This is a genomic window from Sandaracinus amylolyticus, from assembly GCF_000737325.1.
Classification (GTDB): Bacteria; Myxococcota_A; Polyangia; order Polyangiales; family Sandaracinaceae; genus Sandaracinus; species Sandaracinus amylolyticus.
The window spans coordinates 1515718-1534585 of the sequence record NZ_CP011125.1 but is presented as its reverse complement, the minus strand read 5'-3'; the positions used below and the strand labels follow the sequence as shown (position 1 = coordinate 1534585).

16 protein-coding genes are annotated in these 18868 nt (G+C 72.4%); 5 read left to right on the top strand and 11 right to left on the bottom strand.

The window, feature by feature from the left end; all coding sequences use genetic code 11:
* Nucleotides 1-150: 150 nt before the first annotated feature.
* Both DB32_RS06380 and DB32_RS06375 read right to left on the bottom strand, forming a co-directional pair.
* A complete protein-coding gene (locus DB32_RS06380) occupies nucleotides 151-1563 on the bottom strand; it encodes a DUF1552 domain-containing protein (protein ID WP_053231525.1) in 1413 nt (470 codons plus the stop codon).
* Nucleotides 1560-3320 carry a DUF1592 domain-containing protein gene (locus DB32_RS06375; RefSeq protein WP_205627031.1) on the bottom strand — a complete coding sequence of 587 codons (1761 nt, stop codon included), beginning with the start codon at nucleotides 3318-3320 and terminating at the stop codon, nucleotides 1560-1562. Before DB32_RS06375 ends, DB32_RS06380 begins: the two co-directional genes overlap by 4 nt.
* 160 nt (nucleotides 3321-3480) lie before the next feature.
* Between DB32_RS06375 and DB32_RS06370 the strand changes: the two genes are divergently transcribed.
* Entirely contained in the window at nucleotides 3481-4509 is a 1029-nt protein-coding gene (locus DB32_RS06370) for a hypothetical protein (protein ID WP_053231524.1), read from the top strand.
* Between the two features lie 275 nt (nucleotides 4510-4784).
* On the opposite strand, the gene DB32_RS06365 is transcribed toward DB32_RS06370, so the two are convergent.
* A complete protein-coding gene (locus tag DB32_RS06365) occupies nucleotides 4785-5471 on the bottom strand; it encodes a polyamine aminopropyltransferase (RefSeq protein ID WP_053231523.1) in 687 nt (228 codons plus the stop codon).
* A gap of 57 nt (nucleotides 5472-5528) precedes the next feature.
* Here DB32_RS06365 and DB32_RS06360 point away from each other — a divergent pair, with 57 nt between their 5' ends.
* Together DB32_RS06360 and DB32_RS06355 are read left to right on the top strand one after the other, a co-directional pair.
* Complete coding sequence (locus DB32_RS06360) at nucleotides 5529-6311, top strand: DUF3025 domain-containing protein (RefSeq protein ID WP_157068778.1); 783 nt, start codon at nucleotides 5529-5531, stop codon at nucleotides 6309-6311.
* A gap of 93 nt (nucleotides 6312-6404) precedes the next feature.
* Nucleotides 6405-8111 carry a cation:proton antiporter gene (locus tag DB32_RS06355; RefSeq protein ID WP_053231521.1) on the top strand — a complete coding sequence of 569 codons (1707 nt, stop codon included), beginning with the start codon at nucleotides 6405-6407 and terminating at the stop codon, nucleotides 8109-8111.
* On the opposite strand, the gene DB32_RS06350 is transcribed toward DB32_RS06355, so the two are convergent.
* Entirely contained in the window at nucleotides 8089-8769 is a 681-nt protein-coding gene (locus DB32_RS06350; RefSeq protein ID WP_053231520.1) for a potassium channel family protein, read from the bottom strand. The two genes, DB32_RS06355 and DB32_RS06350, sit on opposite strands and share 23 nt — an antisense overlap.
* Nucleotides 8766-10388 carry a cation:proton antiporter gene (locus tag DB32_RS06345; RefSeq protein ID WP_240481167.1) on the bottom strand — a complete coding sequence of 541 codons (1623 nt, stop codon included), beginning with the start codon at nucleotides 10386-10388 and terminating at the stop codon, nucleotides 8766-8768. The genes DB32_RS06350 and DB32_RS06345 overlap by 4 nt, the downstream gene beginning before the upstream one ends.
* Before the next feature lie 36 nt (nucleotides 10389-10424).
* Here DB32_RS06345 and DB32_RS44055 point away from each other — a divergent pair, with 36 nt between their 5' ends.
* The gene (locus DB32_RS44055) at nucleotides 10425-10781 is read left to right on the top strand and encodes a peptidoglycan-binding domain-containing protein (RefSeq protein WP_083458473.1); all 357 of its coding nucleotides are present in this window, start codon (nucleotides 10425-10427) and stop codon (nucleotides 10779-10781) included.
* A 51-nt stretch (nucleotides 10782-10832) separates the two neighbouring features.
* Here DB32_RS44055 and DB32_RS06335 read toward each other — a convergent pair whose 3' ends face one another.
* Nucleotides 10833-11729 carry a 1,4-dihydroxy-2-naphthoyl-CoA synthase gene (locus DB32_RS06335; protein ID WP_053231518.1) on the bottom strand — a complete coding sequence of 299 codons (897 nt, stop codon included), beginning with the start codon at nucleotides 11727-11729 and terminating at the stop codon, nucleotides 10833-10835.
* 266 nt (nucleotides 11730-11995) lie between these two features.
* On the opposite strand from DB32_RS06335, the gene DB32_RS06330 reads away from it, so the two are divergent.
* On the top strand, nucleotides 11996-12907 hold the full coding sequence (locus DB32_RS06330) for a hypothetical protein (RefSeq protein ID WP_053231517.1): 912 nt from the start codon (nucleotides 11996-11998) through the stop codon (nucleotides 12905-12907).
* A 7-nt stretch (nucleotides 12908-12914) separates the two neighbouring features.
* On the opposite strand, the gene DB32_RS06325 is transcribed toward DB32_RS06330, so the two are convergent.
* The 5 genes from DB32_RS06325 to DB32_RS06305 all read right to left on the bottom strand — a co-directional run bounded on the left by DB32_RS06325 (nucleotide 12915) and on the right by DB32_RS06305 (nucleotide 18825).
* Nucleotides 12915-14519, bottom strand: a complete 1605-nt coding sequence (locus tag DB32_RS06325; protein WP_053231516.1) for a phytoene desaturase family protein — start codon at nucleotides 14517-14519, stop codon at nucleotides 12915-12917.
* A 177-nt stretch (nucleotides 14520-14696) separates the two neighbouring features.
* Complete coding sequence (locus DB32_RS06320) at nucleotides 14697-14948, bottom strand: hypothetical protein (RefSeq protein ID WP_157068777.1); 252 nt, start codon at nucleotides 14946-14948, stop codon at nucleotides 14697-14699.
* A gap of 45 nt (nucleotides 14949-14993) precedes the next feature.
* Complete coding sequence (locus DB32_RS06315) at nucleotides 14994-16886, bottom strand: hybrid sensor histidine kinase/response regulator (protein WP_053231514.1); 1893 nt, start codon at nucleotides 16884-16886, stop codon at nucleotides 14994-14996.
* A complete protein-coding gene (locus tag DB32_RS06310; RefSeq protein WP_157068776.1) occupies nucleotides 16883-17515 on the bottom strand; it encodes a response regulator in 633 nt (210 codons plus the stop codon). Before DB32_RS06310 ends, DB32_RS06315 begins: the two co-directional genes overlap by 4 nt.
* Nucleotides 17512-18825 (bottom strand): serine/threonine-protein kinase, encoded by a 1314-nt coding sequence (locus DB32_RS06305; protein ID WP_053231512.1) that lies wholly within the window; start codon nucleotides 18823-18825, stop codon nucleotides 17512-17514. The genes DB32_RS06310 and DB32_RS06305 overlap by 4 nt, the downstream gene beginning before the upstream one ends.
* Nucleotides 18826-18868 lie beyond the last annotated feature (43 nt).

Below are 18868 nucleotides of genomic sequence, written 5' to 3'. Positions count from 1 at the left end.
GCGACGGACGCAGCGGTCGGGGCGCGAAATCGTTCGGGCCCTGGGGTCGACCGTGCAGCTCGCCGGAGATGGCCGGGAGCCTCGCGCGGGCATTCGCGAGGCCTTCCACGAGCTGCACGATCGGCCCCAGGGCCCGAGCCGGGAGCGACGTCAGGTGGCGATCAGCTCGTCGAGCACGCCGCGCGAGAGCGCGGGGTCGCCGAAGTTGTCGAGGTAGCCCGCGCCGTTGCGCAGGCCGACGGCGCTGCCGATCGTGTTGAGCAGCTTGTGGTGGTTGGGGTCGCCGTCGTCGATCACGACGTACTGGCCCTGGCGCAGGAAGCCGTTCGCGCTACCGGCGAGCACCCACGGCACGTTGTTGCGGCCGTGCGGCGGGCCGTTGCTGAGATCGTTGAGCCAGCACGCGACGCCGCGATCGAGCAGCGGCGTTCCGTCGGCCTGGGTGATCGCGCGGAGGCGGTTCACGAGGTGGAGGAACGTGCGCGCGAACTGGCGATCGATGTCGCCGTGCAGCGCGTCCGCGCCCGCGATGATCCCGCCCGACGAGTCGTGCGAGAGCCGGCGGTGCGAGATGTAGTGGTAGTTCTCCATCAGCACGCGCGTGGTGGAGTGGCGGAAGCGCGTCGCGCCGTCGTTGCCGCTGCCGACCTGGATCGCGACCGAGCGCGTGTAGCCGCAGGCGACCGCGAGCGCGGCGACGTCCATGTGGAGGCGCGCGGTCTCGAGCGTCTCGTCGCCGTCGGTGCTGTCGAAGCCGGGGGACGCGCCCTCGAGCGCGCGCTCCTGGTCCGCGGTCATGCGGCACGAGAGCGTGATCTCGACGTCGCGGATCGAGTCGCGGTGGAGCTCGAGGCGGCGGCGATCGGTGGTCGAGAGGCGCGGGTGCGCGAGGATGCGCGACATCTGTCCGCGCACGAGATCGTCGACGCCGCGCTGGCGCAGCGCGCTCAGGCGCGCGGCCTCGTCGCTGCCGCCGCTCGTGCCGCCGGTGATCGCGCGGTACGCGTCGAGCGGGTTGTTCAGCGCCGCACGGCGCTGCGCGGGGCCGCGGTACGAGATGCACGGACCGCCGAGCCAACCGCCGGTGCGGCCCGCGTAGAGGAAGAGCGAGTCGCGACCATCGGGGTTGAGCTCGCGGCCGATGCGGTGATCGATCGACTCGCCCGCGGCCTCGCTGTCGCCGCCCGCGCGCGGCACGGTCGGACCGCGTGCGGTGAGGCACTGCAGCGCGCCGCGCGCGTGGCCGTCGCCGTAGTCGTAGCCCTGCATGTCGAGCCCGCCGACGACCAGCAGGTGCTGCTTCACGCTCCCGAGCTCCTCGAGCGCGCGGCCCGAGATCGACGCGTCGGTGAGCGCGCCGGTGTTGCGCGGCCAGAAGCGCTCGGGCTCGTCGCCGAGCTCGGTGCGCTGCGCCTGCGCGACGCCGTTCGCCTGACGGAAGAAGATCGCGAAGGTCTCGTCCTCGGGCGCCGCCTTCGCGGTGGAGGGCGCGAGGCTCTCGAGGACGGGGAGCGCGAGGCTCACGCCCGCGGCGCGCAGGACGAAGCGTCGGGACAGCCTCACGGGAGCTCCTCCATGCTGCGCGCGCGGAAGGCGCGCGACGCGGCGATCTCGATCATCAGCTCGGTCACCGCGAGCGACCCGGCGCGCGATCCCTGCGCGAGGCGGTGCACGAGGTTCTCGTCGGTCTCGACGTGCCGGCGGCCCATCGCGTACTCGAGCCAGTGCTGCGCGTAGCAGACGTGCGCGCTGCCGCTCGCGGCGAGCGTCTCCGCGAGATCGATCGCGTCGGCGACCGGCGTCTGCTCGTGATCGATGAACGGCGAGGCGTCGGTGCGGACCGGCATGTCGTTGTCGGTGGTGCGCCACGCGCCGGTCGCGTCGTAGCCCTCGAACGGGAAGCCGAACGGGTTGATCAGCGTCTGGTGGCAGCCCGCGCAGAGCGAGTTGGTCTCGGTGTGCGCCTCGACGGTCTCGCGGTTGGTGCGGCCCATCGCGGCGGGCAGCGGCGGGATGTCGTCGGGCGGCGCGGAGATCGGCACGCACGCGATGCGCTCGGCGACGAACACGCCGCGGTGGATGGGATCGGGATCGACGCTCGTCGCGTGCGAGGCGAGGAAGCCCGAGAGCGTGAGCACGCCGCGGCGCTGCGCGGGGTCGAGCGAGGCGAGCGTGGGCTCGGCGCCGAACGTGCCGCTGAGGCCGTAGAGGCGCGCGAGCTCGGCGTCGACGAAGGTCTCGCTGGAGGTGAGCAGATCCGCGTAGGTGCCGTCGCGGGTGAAGACGACGTGCTCGACGAACTGGTCGAGCTCGCGCGTCGCGCGCGCGGCGAAGTCGGCGGGCGCGTCGGGGAAGCGCTCGGTGGACGGACGGATCTGCGCGAAGCGCGCGGCGTCGAAGAGCTGCGCGTGGAAGCGCTGGACGACGCTCACCGCGCGCGAGCGCTCGAGCAGGCGCGTCGACTCGGCGCGGATGCCTTCTTCGGTGCGCAGCGCGCCGGTGCGCGCGGCCTCGAACAGCGCGTCGTCGGGCATGGTGCCGACGAGGAAGTACGACATGCGCGAGGCGAGCTCGTAGTCCCCGAGCGGGATTGCGCCCTCGGTCGGGTCGGTCGCGCGCTCGACGCGGTAGAGGAAGTCGGGCGAGAGCAGCACGCCCTCGATCACGAGGCGGAGCCCCGCGACGTGCTGCGAGCTCGCGTCGGGATAGAGCGTGCGACCGGTCTGGTAGAGCGTGAAGAACGCCTCGCGGTCGACGTCCTCGATCGGACGGCGGAAGCCGCGCGTCACGAGGTCGGTGATGAACGAGATCGCGCGTGCATCGTCGTTCGCGCCTTCGTTGCTCGCGACGCGCGCGAGGCGCGCGGGATCGGAGGTGACGTGCTGCGCGAGGTCGGCGGCGGCGCGGCGGTACGCGCCGAGGAGGACCTCGTCGACCTCGAGCGCGGCGCCCTGGTTGTCGAAGAGGAAGCCGCTGACGCGCGGATCGTCGCGCAGCGCGACCGTGGTGGGCAGCGCGCCTTCGATGCGCAGGAGATCGGCGACCGTCGCGCGCCACTCCGCATGGGTGAGGCGAGGCGCGCGGGACTGCGGCGCGGGCGCGTCGAGCGCGGGATCGATCGGGACCGTGGGATCGGTCGGATCCGTCGGGTCGGTGGGGTCCGTCGGATCGGTGGGATCGGTGGGATCCGTGGGATCGGTCGGATCCGGCGGGGTGCGTGGCGGCGTGCCCGTCGGACCCGATGCGCCGTCGAGGAGGAACCCCTCGCAGGCACCGAGCGTGAGCAGCGCGAGCGCCGCGCCGATGCGAGCCCATCTCATCGGTCGTGCCGGGGAGCAACGATCGGTCCGCGTCACGTGCGCGCGAAACCGCTGGAGATTCGCGACCCCGCGCGACACACGGAGCGCTCCGTGCGCCGCGGCGCGGAGCGCGCGCCGTTCCGGCTTCGCGTCGTGGGCCGCGCGTCGTATACACCCGCGCATGAGCGACGACGTCCTGGTCTCGCGCGCGCTCGCGCGTCTTCGTGATCCTGGTAGCCCGCTCCTCGGAGCGGGCATCGCGCTGGTCGTCGAGGCCGCGCTCGAGCGCCCGCTGCGCGAGGTGGTGGCCCCGCAGCGCGCGATCGATCTGGTGGTCGCGGCGATCGACGACGAGAAGGTCGAGCGCGCGCTCACGACGGTCGCGCGCCCGGCGATGGATCGTCAGCGCGCGGCGCTCGCGGCGAAGGGCGACACGCTGGGCGCCTACCTGCCCGAGGGCGCGTCGGTGCTGCTCGACGACATCGCCGCGGGCACGCGACCGCCGCGTGGGGAATGGGCGCAGAAGCTGGTCGATCCGGCGCACGTGAGGGAGCTGCTCGCGCCGGTGCTGCAGGACACGCTGCTCGCGTTCGCGCGCAAGCTGCCGATGGTCGGAGGCGGCGGTGGCGGCGCGACCGAGAGCGGGGGCGCGAGCAAGCTGCTCGGTGGGCTCGCGCGCGGGCTCGCGCAGGGCGCGGGCGAGCGCGCGGCGAAGATCGCGGACCTCGGGCGCGGTGTGCTCGGCGGGCTCGGCGCGGAGATGGAGAAGCGGATCGGGACGGCGGCGAAGGACTTCTCGCAGAGCGCGTTCGAGCCGCTGCGCGGCGCGTTCGAGGAGCGCCTCGCGAGCGAAGAAGGGCGCGCGATCCTGACGAAGATGCGGCGGCGCGCGATCGACGTGCTGCTCGACGCGAAGGTGTCGGAGCTGCTCGACGATCTCGACGCGGCGCCGCGCGCGCCGGTGGATCGGCTGATCGCGCGCACCGTCGCGCACGACGTGGCGCGCCCCGAGGTGCAGGCGCTGCTGCGCGCGGAGGTGGAGGCGTTCCTCGCGGCGCGCGAGGGCTGGACGGTGCGCCAGCTGCTCGACGAGTGGGGCGTGACCGCGCAGGCGGTGGACGAAGCGAAGCGCTTCGGCGAGACGGTCGCGAGAGCGGCGGTGAAGGAAGAAGCGTTCGGAGAGTGGCTGAGGGCGCTGATCGCGGAGTGAGGGGCGGGCGCGACGGCGACGGCGACGGCGACGGCGGGGCGAGCGCGAGGAGCGGCGGCGCGTGGGGGCGAGCGCGCGAGGAGCGAGGATCCGCGCGCGCGTCGCGCCTCACCGTCGCTCACCCCGTTCTTCGAGCGATGCGGACCAGCACGCTGATCACGTGATCGAGCTCGTCGCGCAGCGCGGGGTCGATCTGCCGCACGTAGCCGAGATCCTCTGCGCAATCCGAGCAGCCGAGCGCTTCGTTGGCACTGCCCGCTGCGGCGGGCGGCTGCTCAGGACACGCTGCGCAGCCGCGCCGCTCGTCCGACGTACAGCAGATGACGCGAGCCGCGCGCGACCTTGCCGCGGGCGCGCACCCGGACGACCTCGCCGTTCAGGCCCGCCGCCCGCAGCGCGCGCGCGAAGCGCGGGCTCTCGAACGCCGACCACACGACGAGCGCGCCGCCGGGGCGCAGCGACGTGCGCAGCCGCTCGAGCCCGCGCGCGCCGTAGAGCCGCGCGTTCGACGGCACCGTCAGCGCCTCGGGGCCGTTGTCCACGTCGAGCAGGATCGCGTCGAAGCGGCTCGGCTCGAGCGCGTCACCGACGTCGCCGATCTCGACGCGCACTCGCGGATCGTCGAGCGGACGACCGGCGAGCTCGCCGAGCGTGCCTCGGTTCCACTCGACCAGCGCGGGGATCAGCTCGCGCACGACGACCTCGGCGTCCGATCCGAGCGCGTCGAGCGCGGCGCGCACCGTGTACCCGAGGCCGAGCCCGCCGATCAGCACGCGCACGCCGCGACGCTCTCGCAAGCCCGCGCAGCCGACCTCGGCCATCGCCTCCTCCGAGCCGTGCACCCGGCTCGACATCAGCACTTCGTTGCGCACGCGGACGACGAGCGAGACGCCCTCGCGCGCCAGGGTGATCGGTTCGCCGGCCGGTGTGCTCGCTTCGGCGAGGAGCTCGCGGGGCAGCATCGCAGCGGAGTATGGGCGCGCCGCGCGTGTCTGCACGTGGCAAGCTCGCCGGTCGCGATGCACGGACGGACGCCGACCGATCTGCGCGAGCCGTGGCACGGCGCGTTGCTCTCGAGCCCGGTGCTCGCGTCGGTGTCGCCGTGGGCCGCGCGCCTCGCGCGATTCGCACGGTTTCCCAGCGTCGGCGAGCTCGACGCGACGCTGCACGATCGGCTCTCGATCGAGCCCGGCGTCGCGCTGGAGCCGCAGGTGAAGACGCGGCGGCGACGCGGTCCGGTCGATCGCGACGCGCTCTACGAGGTGCGCATCGACGTGCACCGGCGCGTGCCGACCCGCGAGCGCTCGTGGCACGACCTCACGAACGCGCTGGTGTGGGCGGCGTTCCCGCGCAGCAAGCGCGCGCTGACCGCGCGCCAGCTCGCGATCCTCGACGCGGTGCTGCCGCGCGACGCCGAGCGTCTGCCCAGCGCACGGACCCGCGAGCAGGATGCGCTCGCGATGCTCGACGAGGGCGGGATCGTGGTGCTGGTCACCGGTGAGCACGTCGAGCACGCGAAGCACGCCCACGAGCGCGGCGACGAGGACGCGCTGCGCCGGCTGCGCGATGCGGGGCACGCCGCGGTGCTCGTGTTCGGGCACGCGATGATGGAGCACGCGCTCGAAGGGTCGCTCGACGTGCGCGGCTACGGCGTGGTGCTCGCCACGGGCGCGCTGCCCGACGGGCTGGAGGGACGGGTCGCTCTCGCCGACCGAACGCTCGCCGACTGGATCGTGTGCACCGACGAGCTGCTCCGCCCGTCGCCGTGGCGCGGGCTCTCGCTCCGGGGCGTCGTCGCCTGATCGCGCGCGGGCCCCTTTTCGCGGGCGCTCGCGCGCAGAGATGAAGAGCATGCATCCGCGCCGCGCCGCCCGGTCCCGCTTCTCGCGCGGGCCATGAACGTCACGGGGACGCTCTCGCTGCACCTGCTCGCGGCGCTCGCGGTCGCGCTCGTCGGCGCGACGCTCGCTTCCTGCGCGCGCCAGTCGGTCCTCAGCGGGTTCGTGCTCGCGGGCGTCGTCGTCGGCACGCTGACGCCGGGGCCCGTCGCCACGCCCAGCGTCATCGAGCAGCTCGCGGAGATCGGGATCGTGTTCCTGATGTTCGTGGTCGGCGTGCAGCTCTCGGTGCGTGATCTCTTGCGTCGGGGCCCGCGCCTGCTGGCGGTCGCCGGCACGCAGGTCGCGGCGACGATCCTGCTCGGCATGGGGATCGGTCACGCGCTCGGGTGGAGCGCGATCGAGTCGTTCGCGTTCGGTGCCGTCGTGTCGAACTCGTCGAGCACGGTGCTCGCGCGCGTGGTCTACGAGCGCAAGGAAGGCGAGCAGGAGTGGGGGCACATCGGGTTCGCGTGGTCGTCGATCCAGGATCTCTCGACGATCCTCCTCGCCGCGGCGCTGACCGCGCTCGCGCACGAGGACGATCCCGGAGGCGCGGGCATCGCGCAGTCGATCGGGAGCGCGCTCTTGTACTTGCTCGTGCTCTCGCCGTGCGCGCTCTGGCTGGTGCCGAAGCTCGTCGCGCTCGCCGCGTCGCTGCGGAACCGCGAGATCTTCCTGCTGAGCATCGCCGTCATGGCGCTCGCGATGGCGTGGCTCGCGTCGTGGCTCGGTGTCTCGCTGGCGCTCGGGGCGTTCATCGCGGGCGTGGTCGTGAGCGAGTCGGACCACGCGCACCGCGTGTTGCGCGACATGATGCCCCTGCGCGATCTCTTCTCGGGGCTCTTCTTCGTGTCGGTCGGCATGCTGGTCGACCCCGGGTTCGTGGTGTCGCACGCGCCGCTGATCGCGCTCACGGCGGGCGCGATCGTGATCGGCAAGGGGACGATCAACCTGGTGCTCGCGCGCGCGCTGCACCTGCCCAAGCGCGTCGAGCGGATGGTCGCGCTCGGGCTCGCGCAGTCCGGCGAGTTCTCGTTCCTGCTCGCGACGATCGGCGCCGAGCGCGGGGTGCTCTCGAGGGACGTCTTCGACGTGCTCGTCTCGGGGACGATCGTGAGCATCCTGCTGTCGCCGTACGTCGTGGGCGTCGGCGCGCGCGTGCTCCGTCGCATCTCCCCGCAGCGCGGCGAGAGCGAGGAGCCCGAGGGCACGTCGAAGGTGGGTCACGTCGTGGTGTGCGGCCACGGTCGCGTGGGCGAGGTCGTCGCGCGGCTGCTCGAGCGACGGCACATCCCGTACGTCGTGGTCGAGGAGGACCGCCGCATCGTGCGCTCGCTGGCCCGTCACGGGGTGCACGCGGTGCTCGGCGACGCGTCGAGCTCGGACGTGCTCGAGCGCGCGGACGTGCGCGGCGCGCGCGCGCTGGTGGTGTGTCTGCCCGATCGCATCGCCGCGCGATGTGCGGTGGAGAACGCGCTCGCGATCCGACCCGACATCGACGTGTACGTGCGCACGCACCACGCCGACGAGCAGCGCGTGCTGCACCAGACGGGCGCGACGGAGGCCGTGTTCTCGGAGCTCGAGCTCGCGCTGGCGCTCGGCGCGCGCACGCTGCGCGCGCTGGACGTGCCTCCGGTCGAGGTCGAGCGCGACGTCGCGTCGATGCGCTCCGAGAGCTCGCCGCCGCCCGCGACCGCGCCTACGACGCCCGAACCCGCGTGAGCAGATCGATCGTGGTCGCGACGTCCTCGCGGCGCGAGACGCAGAGCACCGAGTGCCCGCCGCGCACGACCGAGTCGCCGCGCGGCGCGACGACGCTCCCGTTCTCCGCGGCGATGCCCGCGATCACCGCGCCGCGAGGGAACTCCTGAGAGGTGCCGATCTCGCGCACGGTGCGTCCCGCGACCTCGGCGCGCTCGGGCACGACGATCTCGAACGCGATGGAGTCCCCGGTGCCGAGCACCATCGAGTGCGTCACGCGCGGGTGCTCCATCGCGACGGAGAGCGCGCCGACCATCGTCTCGATCTCGCCGAAGACCTGGTCGATGCCGGCGCGCGCGTAGATCGTTCGGTACGCCGGATCGCGGAGGCGGGCGAGGATGCGCTTGGCGCCGAACGAGCGCGCGATCGCGGCGACGGCGAGGTTGTCGGCGTCGCGACGGAGCATCGCCGCCACGACGTCCGCGCGGCCCACGTCGGCGTCCGTGAGCACCCGGGGATCGGTGCCGTCGCCGACGATCGCGGCGAGGCCGTGCTCCGCGAACCCACGCGCCGCGATCGAGGGATCCCGGTCGACGAGGGTCACGTCGTGTCCTGCGCCGCCCAGCGCGAGCGCGAGGTTCGTCCCCGCGAGACCACCTCCGACGATGACGATCCTCATGCCTCGTGGTGCTCCTGTTCGCGCAAGCGGAGGATGCGCTCGTCGATCGCGGCGAGCTGCGCCTCCGCCGCGTCACCCTCGAGCACGCCTCGTCGGACGGCGTCGATCAGCGCGGCGCGCTGCGCATCGAGCACCGCCGTCTCGACGTGCACGTCGTCTCCCTCGATCTCCGCGGCACGCAGCGTGCGCTCGGCCTCGAGCAGCTCGCGCTGGAGGCGGGCGCGCTTCTCCGCGTGCGCGCGCCGCGAGACGAGCCCCGCGTCGTGGAGCGCGTCGAGCTCGGCCTGGCCGCGTCGCGCCGCGACGAGCCGCGCGCGGGCGGTGGCGACGGCGGGATCGGCCCCGTGCTCGACCACGCCGAGCCAACGCAGGACGCGCGCGAAGGGCAGCGCTTGCGTGACCAGCGTGACGAACGTGACCCCGAACACGATCACGACGAGGCGCTGCTTGAACGGCACCGAGTCGGGGATCGCGAGCACGGCCGCCATCGAGAGCGAGCCCTTGATGTTCCCGGCGACCATCACGTGCTGCCAGCGCACCGGGAGGCGCTCCCGCATCGCGACGCGCAGCGCGCCGAACCCGCCGTACACCGCGAGCGCGCGGCCCGCGTGGAGCGCGGCGAGCGCGAGCAGGATCGACGGGGCTTCCTCCCAGAGCGTGGCCGCGTCGATCTGCATGCCCACGAGGAGGAACACGAAGACGTTGAGCGCGAACCCGATCGTCTCCCAGAAGCCGTGCAGCGCGAGCACGCGCGAGGGCGGCAGCGAGCGACGCGCGGCGCGGCCGAGCACGAGACCGACGATGACGACGGCGATGACCGGCGAGGTGTGGACCTCCTCGGCGATCAGCGACGCGCCGAACACGGTCACGATGGTGACGAGCACCGCGGTGAGGTGATCGGGGGTGGCGCGGAGCGCGGCGGCGCCGAGGGCGCCGAAGATCACGCCGAAGAGCGCGCCGCCGATGATCGCGATCGAGAGGGAGCGGCTCACGGTGACGGCGTCGGCGGTCCCGCCGCTCGCGATCGCGGCGGCCGTCGCGACGAGGACGAGGGCCGTACCGTCGTTGAAGAGGCTCTCGCCCTCCATGATCGCGGCGAGGCGTTGAGGAACGCGCACCGCGCGGAACGCTAGGAGCACGCTGACGGTGTCGGTGATCGCGAGGAGCGCGCCGAGGACGAGGGCGACCGCGAAGGGCAGATCGAGGACCCACGTTGCGACGAGCGCGGTGCCGACGAGCGAGATCGCGACGCCGGGGATGGCGAGCGTGAGGATCGGATTGCGGGCTTCGCGGAGGTGGTCGAGGTTGGCGAAGAGCGCGCCCTCGAACACGAGGACGGGCAGCACGCCGACCAAGATGAGCTCGGGATCGAGCGGCGAAGGTGGGAGGACGCCGAAGAGCACGAGCCCCAGGCCGACGAGCACGAGCGCGACGTTGTAGGGGACGCCGATGCGCTTGGCTGCGATCGCGACTGCCGATCCCACCGCGAGGATCAGCATCGAGCCTTCGAGCGTGTGCCTCATGCGGTGCCCGCATCCTAACGAAATCGCGAGGGATCGCGAGCAAGTTCGACGAGGAGACGCACGGCGTGGCGCGTGACCTCGCGACGGTGCCGGCACCGCGGCTGCTTCTCGGTGCGCGAGGAGGTGGACGCGATGAAGAACGAGACGCAGACGACGGGCGAGGCGCGCATCCTGAAGAAGGGCTCGCGGGGCGACGACGTGCGCGAGCTGCAGCGCGACCTGGGGCGGCTCGGCTACGACCTCGACGCCGACGGGATCTTCGGCGACGCGACCGAGCGCGCGGTGACCGAGCTGCAGACGATGTTCGGCTACACGGTCGACGGGATCGTCGGCGAAGGGACGCGCAAGCTCGTGCGGGCGCAGATCGGATACGGGTGGAGCGCGAAGCGTGCGGACGCCGAGGAGCTCGCGAAGCGCGCGCAGCGCACGCCTGGGAGCCACGCCGAGCCGGGTGGCGCATCGAACGTGGGTGCGAAGCGATCGAGCTGAAACGGCGGGTGGGTGTCGCGAGCGTCGGGCTCGTGACACCCGGGGGGCCGGTCAGTAGTGCCAGGGGAACTTCTTGAAGTCGCGGGGGCGCTTCTGGACGAACGCGTCGCGGCCTTCCTGGGCTTCTTCGGTACCGTAGGCGAGCCGGGTCGCTTCGCCGGCGAAGAGCTGCTGGCCGACGAGCCCGTCGTCGACGAGGTTGAACGCGTACTTGAGCATCCGGATCGCGGTCGGGCTCTTGGTGTTGATGTCGGCGGCCCACTCGAGCGCGACCTTCTCGAGGTCGGCGTGCGGAACCACGGCGTTCACCATGCCCATCTCGAATGCGTCGCGCGCCGAGTAGTTCTTCGAGACGAAGAAGATCTCTCGTGCGCGCTTCTGTCCGACCTGGCGCGCGAGGTACGCGGAGCCGAAGCCGCCGTCGAAGCTCGCGACGTCCGCGTCGGTCTGGCGGAAGAGCGCGTGCTCCTCGCTCGCGAGCGTCATGTCGCAGACGACGTGGAGCGAGTGCCCGCCGCCGACGGCCCAACCTGGGACGACTGCGATGACGACCTTCGGCATGAAGCGGATCAGGCGCTGCGCCTCGAGGATGTGGAGGCGGCCGAGGCGCGCGGGGTCGATCTTCCCGGCGTCGGCGCCTTCGTACTTGTAGCCGTCCTTGCCGCGGACGCGTTGATCGCCGCCCGAGCAGAAGGCCCAGCCGCCGTCCTTCGGGGACGGGCCGTTGCCGGTCAGCAACACGACGCCGACGTCGCTCGAGGTGCGGGCGTGCTCGAGCGCGGTGCAGAGCTCGTCGACGGTGTGTGGGCGGAACGCGTTGCGCACCTCGGGGCGGTGGAACGCGATGCGCACGGTGCCGCGCTCCTTCGCGCGGTGATAGGTGATGTCGGTGAAGTCGAAGCCCGGCACGGGCTCCCAGCGAGACGCGTCGAAGATCGCGGAGACCATGATGGCGCGCGATGTAGCACGGCGGTCGTGAGCGCGGACGGGCGGGGGTCGCGGTGGGCGGACGGCTCAACGTCGGTGAGTGATCCGAGACGGGCGCCGCGATGTTCGGGCGACCGGTGCACGTTTCGCGTGGGTGGCTCGGGAGCAGCGCCGTCGCGGGCTGGCGGCCGCCAGGCGCCGCCCGCCATTCCGCCCGACCCACGTTGCGTTTTCCCCGGCATTTCACCGCCGAACGACCGGCACACGTCGTGCGCATCCCGCAGCCCGTGACCCAACCTCGCCTGCTCGAGCCCGGCGCCGTCTACCTCGTCACGCGCCGCACGCTTCGTCGCTACCACCTCTTCGCGCCCGATCCGCGCATCGAGCGCATCTTCCGCTACGTGCTCGCCATCGCGGCGCAGCGCACGGGAGTGCGCGTCCACGCCGCCGTCCTGATGAGCACGCACGAGCACCTCGTCGTCTCCGATCCCGCTGGTCGCCTCCCGGTCTTCCTCCACTACCTCCATCGCCACGTCGCGCTCGCGACGAAGGTCGTGCGTCGTTGGGAAGGCGCGGTCTGGGACCACGAACCCACGAGCGTCGTCGAGCTGCGCACGCCCAGCGCGGTCGCCGAGAAGATCGCCTACGCGATCGCGAATCCCGTCGCGGCGCGGCTCGTGCCGCGGGCGAAGGACTGGCCCGGCCTGACGACGCGGCCACGCGAGATCGGCACTGCGACCTGGCGCACTCCGCGTCCGAGCGAGTACTTCGCGGCCGACGACGACAAGTGGCCTCCCCACGCCGAGCTCCGCCTCGAGATGCCGCGCGCCGCTCGCGAGCTCCGGATGGACGCCGACGAGTTCCGCACGCTGGTTGCGCACGAGCTCGCGTCGCTCGAGTCCGCTGCGCGCGCGAACGTCCGAGCGCAACAGGGCACGTTCCTCGGTGCCGATCGCTGCGCCCGGATCTCGCCATTCCGCCGGGCCCGCTCGTGGGAGCCCGTGCGCGCCACGAATCCGTCGTTCGCCGTCGGCCGCGCCGGCGACGACGTTCGACGCGAGTCTGCAGCGCGCGTCCGAGCGTTCCGCACCGCATATCGACACGCGTTCGAGGCTTGGCACCGAGGCCGGCGCGACGTCCCCTTCCCCGCCGGCACGTGGCTGATGCGCGAGCAGCACGCCGCGCCAATCGCAGCCTGAGCCGCGCTCACATCGCGATGGGGCGCAGCCAGCGCACGGCTTCGACCGGCTCCGCGCTCACCGCCGCGAGCACGCCGCCCATCATCGCGCCGATCACCCCGACCGTCGCGACCTCGCTGCCGCTGAAGAAGAGCCCGTCGATCGGCGCGCGCGGGCGCAGCCAACGGTTGTGGAACCGACGCGCGGTCGGCTCGAGACCGTAGATCGAGCCTTCCACCGGGCGCACGAAGTGGTGCGTGCTCACCGGCGTGCCGAGCTCTGCGAGCTTCACCTTCGGCGCGAGGCCGGGCATGCGCGCGGTGAGCTGCGAGAGCAGCTGCTCCGACAGCCGATCCTTGAACGCGTCGTACTCCGCGCCGCGCTTCTTCCAGCGCGCGTCCTTCCACTTCGAGAACGAGTCCCAGGGCACGAACGTGACGATCTCCCCGGTGTGCTGGAGCTCGTCGGGATCGTGCTCGGGGTCTTTCTGCGACGGGAAGCTGCAGTAGAGCACCGAGGCGCGGGGAGGCGCGTCGCGTTCGTTCACGCGCCACGCATCCTCCTCCATGTCCCACGTTTCGTAGAACCACTCGTTCGCCGCGGTCGCGCCGGCCTCGCGCGGATTGCCTTCGAAGCCGAGGTACAGGCACACGTGCGCGGGCGCAGCCGGCAGCTCGGCGACCTCGCGCGCCCAAGCGTCGTCGCGATAGGGGGGAGGCAGCAGGCGGGTCACCGTGGAGAGCACGCCCGCGGCGCTGATCACGCGCTTGCTGCGGACCTCGCGTCCGTCGCGCAGGCGCACGCCCACGGCTCGCCCGTTCTCGACGAGGATCTGCTCAACGTCGGTGCGGATCGCCGTCCATCCGCCGGCGCGCTCGACCGTCGCGAGCAGCCCGCGCGCGATGCGACCTGCCCCGCCGACCGGGTAATACGCGCCGTGCATGAAGTGCTTCGCGACGAGCGCCTGGATCGCGAACGACGAGCGGCTCGGCGTCGAGCCGTAGTAGCCCCACTGCGACGTGAGCACCGCCCGGAGCTTGGGGTCGCTCGTGAGCTCGCGAAGCACGTCCGCGGTTCGTTTCGTCAGCCATCGCTGAGCGCCGCGCGCGAGCACCGGATCGACGACGCGCCCGAGAGACGGGCCGAAGAGCCGCGCGAGGTAGTAGCTCTTCATCTCCTTCGCCACGGCGCGCACGAGGTGGAGATACCCGTCGATCGCCTCGCGCTCGTTCGGGAACGCGTCGATCAGGTTCTCGCGGAACAGCGCTGGCGAGTCGGGAAACTCGATCGTGAAGTCGTCGGGGAAGTGGAAGCGATCGTAGACGCCACCGAGCGGCGCCCACTCGAGCTCACCGCGCGTGAGCTCGCGGAGGATGCGGCCCGTCGCGGTGTGCGTCGTGACCTCCCCGACCGCGTGCACGCCGACGTCCCAATGGAACCCCGGTCGCTTGAAGACATGCGTGAACCCGCCGGGAACGTAGTGCTGCTCGAGCACCAGCACGCGACGGCCGAGCGACGCGAGGAGCGCGGCGCTCGTCATGCCGCCCATCCCGCTGCCGATGACGATGTAGTCCCACGGGCCCGGCGGAATGTCTTTGCTCCACGGGCGCTCGCCTTCGTCGTCTGCCTTCACGACCGTGGTTGATATCGGAGAACCGCCGAGACGTGAAGCGCGCCGTCGCACCACTCCGAGCGCTCGAGCCGACCGACGTTGCGCCGATCCACCCCGTCCGGACCAACCCACGTTGCGCGTCCGATGCGCGAACCGCACCACGTGATGCGATCCGCCACACCCCTACCAACGCCGCGCTCACTCGCTCAACTGCGTCGGCTCGCTCCCCTCGAGCGGCTCGTTCTCCAGAATCGTCCGCTGGTCGATGAGCGCATCCTCGGTCGGCGCCGCGCGCCCGCCGATCTCGGGCCGAGGCACGTTGCGCTCGCGCTCGTCGGCTTCGCGCCCGATCCCCATCTCCCGCTCGTAGGGGTTGTCGCAAGCGCTCGCGCATGCCGCGATCGCCAGCGCGACGAGCGCGCCCGAGAACGTCGTCGTGCGGATCTTCATCGCCATCTCCTCGCGGGAGACGAAGCACGATGCGCGCCGCGCCCATCAAGACGACGGCTCGAGCGTCGCGACCAGCTCGCGCAGCACCCGCGCCTCGAACGGCTTCTCGATGCTCCGATTGCCCACGCGCGCCAGGAAGTCCCGCCCGCCGGGGCTGAACGCGCCGCCGCTCATGAACACGATCCTCCGCGCCACCTCGGGCCGCGCGCGCGACAGCCGCTCGTGCAGCTCCATTCCGGTCATCTCGGGCATCATCACGTCGCAGAGCACGAGGTCGTACGCGCGCTCGTCCAGCCGCGAGAGCGCGAGCGCCCCGCTCGTCACCACGTCGACGTCGTGATCGCGACCGAGCATGCGTCGCACCGTCTCGCCGATCTCCGGCTCGTCGTCGACGACGAGCACACGACGTCGCGGCGCGCGCGGCGGCATCGCGACCACCGGCCGCGATCGCCCGAGCTGGCTCGGACGCGCCGCGGGCAACGTCACCCGGAACGTCGTGCCCTCCCCGACCCGGCTCGTCACGCCGATCGCGCCCCCGAGCTGCGCGACGATGTTGCGACAGATCGACAGCCCGAGACCGGTCCCCACACCGCTCGACTTCGTCGTGAAGAACGGCTCGAACACGCGCCCGAGGTGCTCCTCCGCGATGCCCTGCCCGGTGTCGTGCACCTCGACGAAGGCATCGCCGCTCGCGTCGGTGCCGGTCACGATCCGGATCTCGTGCCGGTCCGCTGCGCCCAGCGGAATGGCGTGCGCCGCGTTCTGCACGAGGTTGAGGAACACCTGCGCGAGCCGCGCTTCGCTGGCGACGACGAGCGGCGTCGCGCCGTACTCCTTCACGACGCGCGCGTGATGCCGCACCTCGTTGCGGATCATGCTGAGCGCCGAGTCGATGATCTTCGGTAGCTCGACGTTCGTCGCAGGCGCCTCGTCGGCCCGCGCGAACGCCTTCAGATCGCGCACGATCTGCCGCACGCGATCCGCCCCCCCGAGCGATGCGCGCAGCGCCTGCAGCAGCTCGCCCACCACCTCGGGCGCGAGCGTGACGGCCCCCTCGCCGCGCTCGCGCGCCGCGTCCCGCGCGCCCTCGAGCTCCTCCGCGACGTAGTCGAGGTTGCCCATCACGTACGCCATCGGGTTGTTGATCTCGTGCGCGACACCCGCCGCGACGAGCCCCATCGTGGTCAGACGATCGCCCAGCTGGAGCTGCGCCTGCGCCTGCTGGAGCTCGCGATCGTCGCGCGCCACGAGCACGATGCCCGCGAGCGCGCCGCTGCCGTCACGCTGCGCCGACGCGTTCACCGTCAGCGTGAGCACGTCGCCGCTCGACGTCACGAACGCGACGCGCCGATCGCGAAAGCGATCGTCATCGAGCGTGCCCGTCGGATCGACCGCGAGCGGGCTCTCGCGCGCCGCGAGCAGCGACGACAGCGAGCGACCGACGAGCTCGCCGTGCGGCCACCCGAGCAACCGCGCGATCGCGAGGTTCGCCCGGAGGATCCCGCCGCTCGCGTCGAGCACGAGCACTCCGTCGATCATCGAGTCGAGGATCGCGGCGAGCACCGAGCGCTGTCGCACGAGCTCCGCGAACGCGTCGCCGACCTCGGCCGCCGTGTTGTTGAAGAGGTACGCGAGCACGTCGAGGGGATCCCCCTCGAGCGAGCGCGCCGCGCGCGCCTCGAAATCCCCCGCCGCGAGCCGCAGGAACGACTCGCTGAGCGCCTGGACGCCCTGCTGCAGTCGCTGGTGATCGCGCTCGCGCTCCTCGAGCAGCCGCGCGAGCTCCTCCGCGATCAAGTTCACGAAGAACGCGAGCGTGTCCTCGGTGTCGCGGGTGTAGTCGCGCGGCAGACGCACCGAGAAGTCCGCCTTCGCGAGCCGCACGAACGCCTCGATGAGCCAGCCCGCGAGCTGGCGATCCGACTCCCCTCCGCTCATCGCTTCGCCCGCCTCGTCACGCGATCGCTCGCGTCCGCGGCGTCGACGTCGCGCGCGCTCCGCACGCTCGCGCCGGGCAGCGTCGAGAGCTCGAGCGGCATGCGCGCCCAGAGCCGCTCCGCGTCGATCGCGTACGCGCCGTCGACGCGCACCACCTCGCGTATCCCGGGATGCTCGCGCTCGAGCTCGTCGAGCATCTCCGAGCGCTCGCGCGAGCGACGATCCGCCTCGGCGATCCTCCGCAGCTCGTCGAGCCGCTCGAGCGCCTGGCGCAACATCGCGCGCAGCTCGTGCTTGTCCCACGGCTTCGTGAGGTAGCGATGCACCTCGCCCTCGTTGATCGCGCTGAGCGCCGACGGCAGCGACGCATCGCCCGTCAGCAGCACACGCACCACGTCGGGCGCGACGCGCCGGATTTCCGCGACGAGCTCGATGCCGCTCATCTCCGGCATGTCGATGTCGCTGATCACGACGTCGACCTCGCCCGCGCGCACCGACTCGAGCGCCTCGTGCGGCGACGTCGTCGTCACCAGGCGATAGGACTCGCCGCGCAGCGTGCGACGGAGGCTCTCGAGGATCTCGATCTCGTCGTCGACGACGAGCACCGTGTGCGCGCGCTCGCTCGTCATCGCGGGAGCCACCTGCGCCAGTCCGCGCGCGATGCCGCGCGCGCCGCGCGACGCAGATCCACGATCATCTCTCGCGCGCTCTGGTACCGCTCCTCGCGTCGTTTCGCCATCGCGCGATCGACGATCGCCTGGATTCCGTCGGGCACCGGCGTCCCGCCCGGTCGCACGATCCTCGGCACCGGCGCCTCGAGCTGCGCCTCGAGCAAGCGCGCGACCGGCAGCCCCGCGAACGGCGCCCGCCCGGTGAGCATCTCGAAGAGCACGCACCCCAGCGAGTAGAGATCACTGCGTCGATCCGCGGCCTCTCCGCGCACCTGCTCGGGCGCCATGTAGGCCGCGGTGCCGATGATGAGGTCGCTGCGCGGGCCCTCGCCGGTCCGCGCCGGCTCGAAGCTCGCGTCGACGATCGCGGCGAGGCCGAAGTCACCGATCTTCACGTGATCGTCGTCGTCCACGAACACGTTCGACGGCTTGAGATCCCGGTGCACCACGCCCTGCGCGTGCGCGGCGCCGAGCGCGGCCGCGATGCGCCGCGCGATGATCAGCGCGCGCCTCGGCTCGATCGGCGCGGCGTGCAGCCGCTCGTCGAGCGTCGGCGCCTCGACGAGCTCCATCACGATGAACGAGCGACCGTCGGCGAGCCGACCGAAGTCGAGCACGTCGACGATCCCGCGATGTCGCGCGCGCGCCGCTGCCTTCGCCTCCACGACGAACTGCGCGGCGAGCATCGGATCGCTCGCCGCGCCCGGCAGCAGCAGCTTGATCGCGACGTGCTTGTCGAGGACGAGGTGACGCGCGCGATGGACGGTGCCCATCCCACCGCGCCCGATCTCGTCGAGCAGTCGATATCGCCCCGCGCGCGCCGGCGCGCGCTCGTCGGCGCTCGCCTCGCTCACGTCCTCGACGTCGCGCTCGTCGAGATCCCCGATGCGTCGCAGCTCGGCCGCGAGCCCGCGCGCCGTCACGCGCGTGACGAGCAGCACGTCGATCGCGGGAGGCTCCGTGCCCGGCCCGCGCACGAGCGGCTCGGCGCGCCCATCGCGCAGCCGAACGCGAATTCGCCCGACCCGCGACTCGCTCCCACCGAGCGGCAGCTCCGCCACGAGCGCGAGCCGCGCGACGATCGCGTCCCCGAGCGCGCCATCCACGGTGATCGCGCGCGCGTACGACGGCTCGTAGCGCACCTCGTGACGGCGCGCGCCCGGCTCGATCGTCACCGCGTGCGCGTCGCGCCGCACGATCGCCAGCAGCAGCAGATCGGCGACGTCGACCGCCGAGAGCGCATCGAGCGCGGTGATCGCCTCGTGCATGAGAGTCGCCGAGGATACCGAGGAAGCGCGCGCGTGTTCTAGA

Excerpts from the sequence above, each read along its gene's own strand:
- DB32_RS06375 (WP_205627031.1), bottom strand. The coding sequence starts at position 3,320 with ATGAGATGGGCTCGCATCGGCGCGGCGCTCGCGCTGCTCACGCTCGGT.
- DB32_RS06370 (WP_053231524.1), top strand. The coding sequence starts at position 3,481 with ATGAGCGACGACGTCCTGGTCTCGCGCGCGCTCGCGCGTCTTCGTGAT.
- DB32_RS06365 (WP_053231523.1), bottom strand. The coding sequence starts at position 5,471 with ATGCTGCCCCGCGAGCTCCTCGCCGAAGCGAGCACACCGGCCGGCGAA.
- DB32_RS06360 (WP_157068778.1), top strand. The coding sequence starts at position 5,529 with ATGCACGGACGGACGCCGACCGATCTGCGCGAGCCGTGGCACGGCGCG.
- DB32_RS06355 (WP_053231521.1), top strand. The coding sequence starts at position 6,405 with ATGAACGTCACGGGGACGCTCTCGCTGCACCTGCTCGCGGCGCTCGCG.
- DB32_RS06350 (WP_053231520.1), bottom strand. The coding sequence starts at position 8,769 with ATGAGGATCGTCATCGTCGGAGGTGGTCTCGCGGGGACGAACCTCGCG.
- DB32_RS44055 (WP_083458473.1), top strand. The coding sequence starts at position 10,425 with ATGAAGAACGAGACGCAGACGACGGGCGAGGCGCGCATCCTGAAGAAG.
- DB32_RS06335 (WP_053231518.1), bottom strand. The coding sequence starts at position 11,729 with ATGGTCTCCGCGATCTTCGACGCGTCTCGCTGGGAGCCCGTGCCGGGC.
- DB32_RS06320 (WP_157068777.1), bottom strand. The coding sequence starts at position 14,948 with ATGAAGATCCGCACGACGACGTTCTCGGGCGCGCTCGTCGCGCTGGCG.
- DB32_RS06315 (WP_053231514.1), bottom strand. The coding sequence starts at position 16,886 with ATGAGCGGAGGGGAGTCGGATCGCCAGCTCGCGGGCTGGCTCATCGAG.
- DB32_RS06310 (WP_157068776.1), bottom strand. The coding sequence starts at position 17,515 with ATGACGAGCGAGCGCGCGCACACGGTGCTCGTCGTCGACGACGAGATC.
- DB32_RS06305 (WP_053231512.1), bottom strand. The coding sequence starts at position 18,825 with ATGCACGAGGCGATCACCGCGCTCGATGCGCTCTCGGCGGTCGACGTC.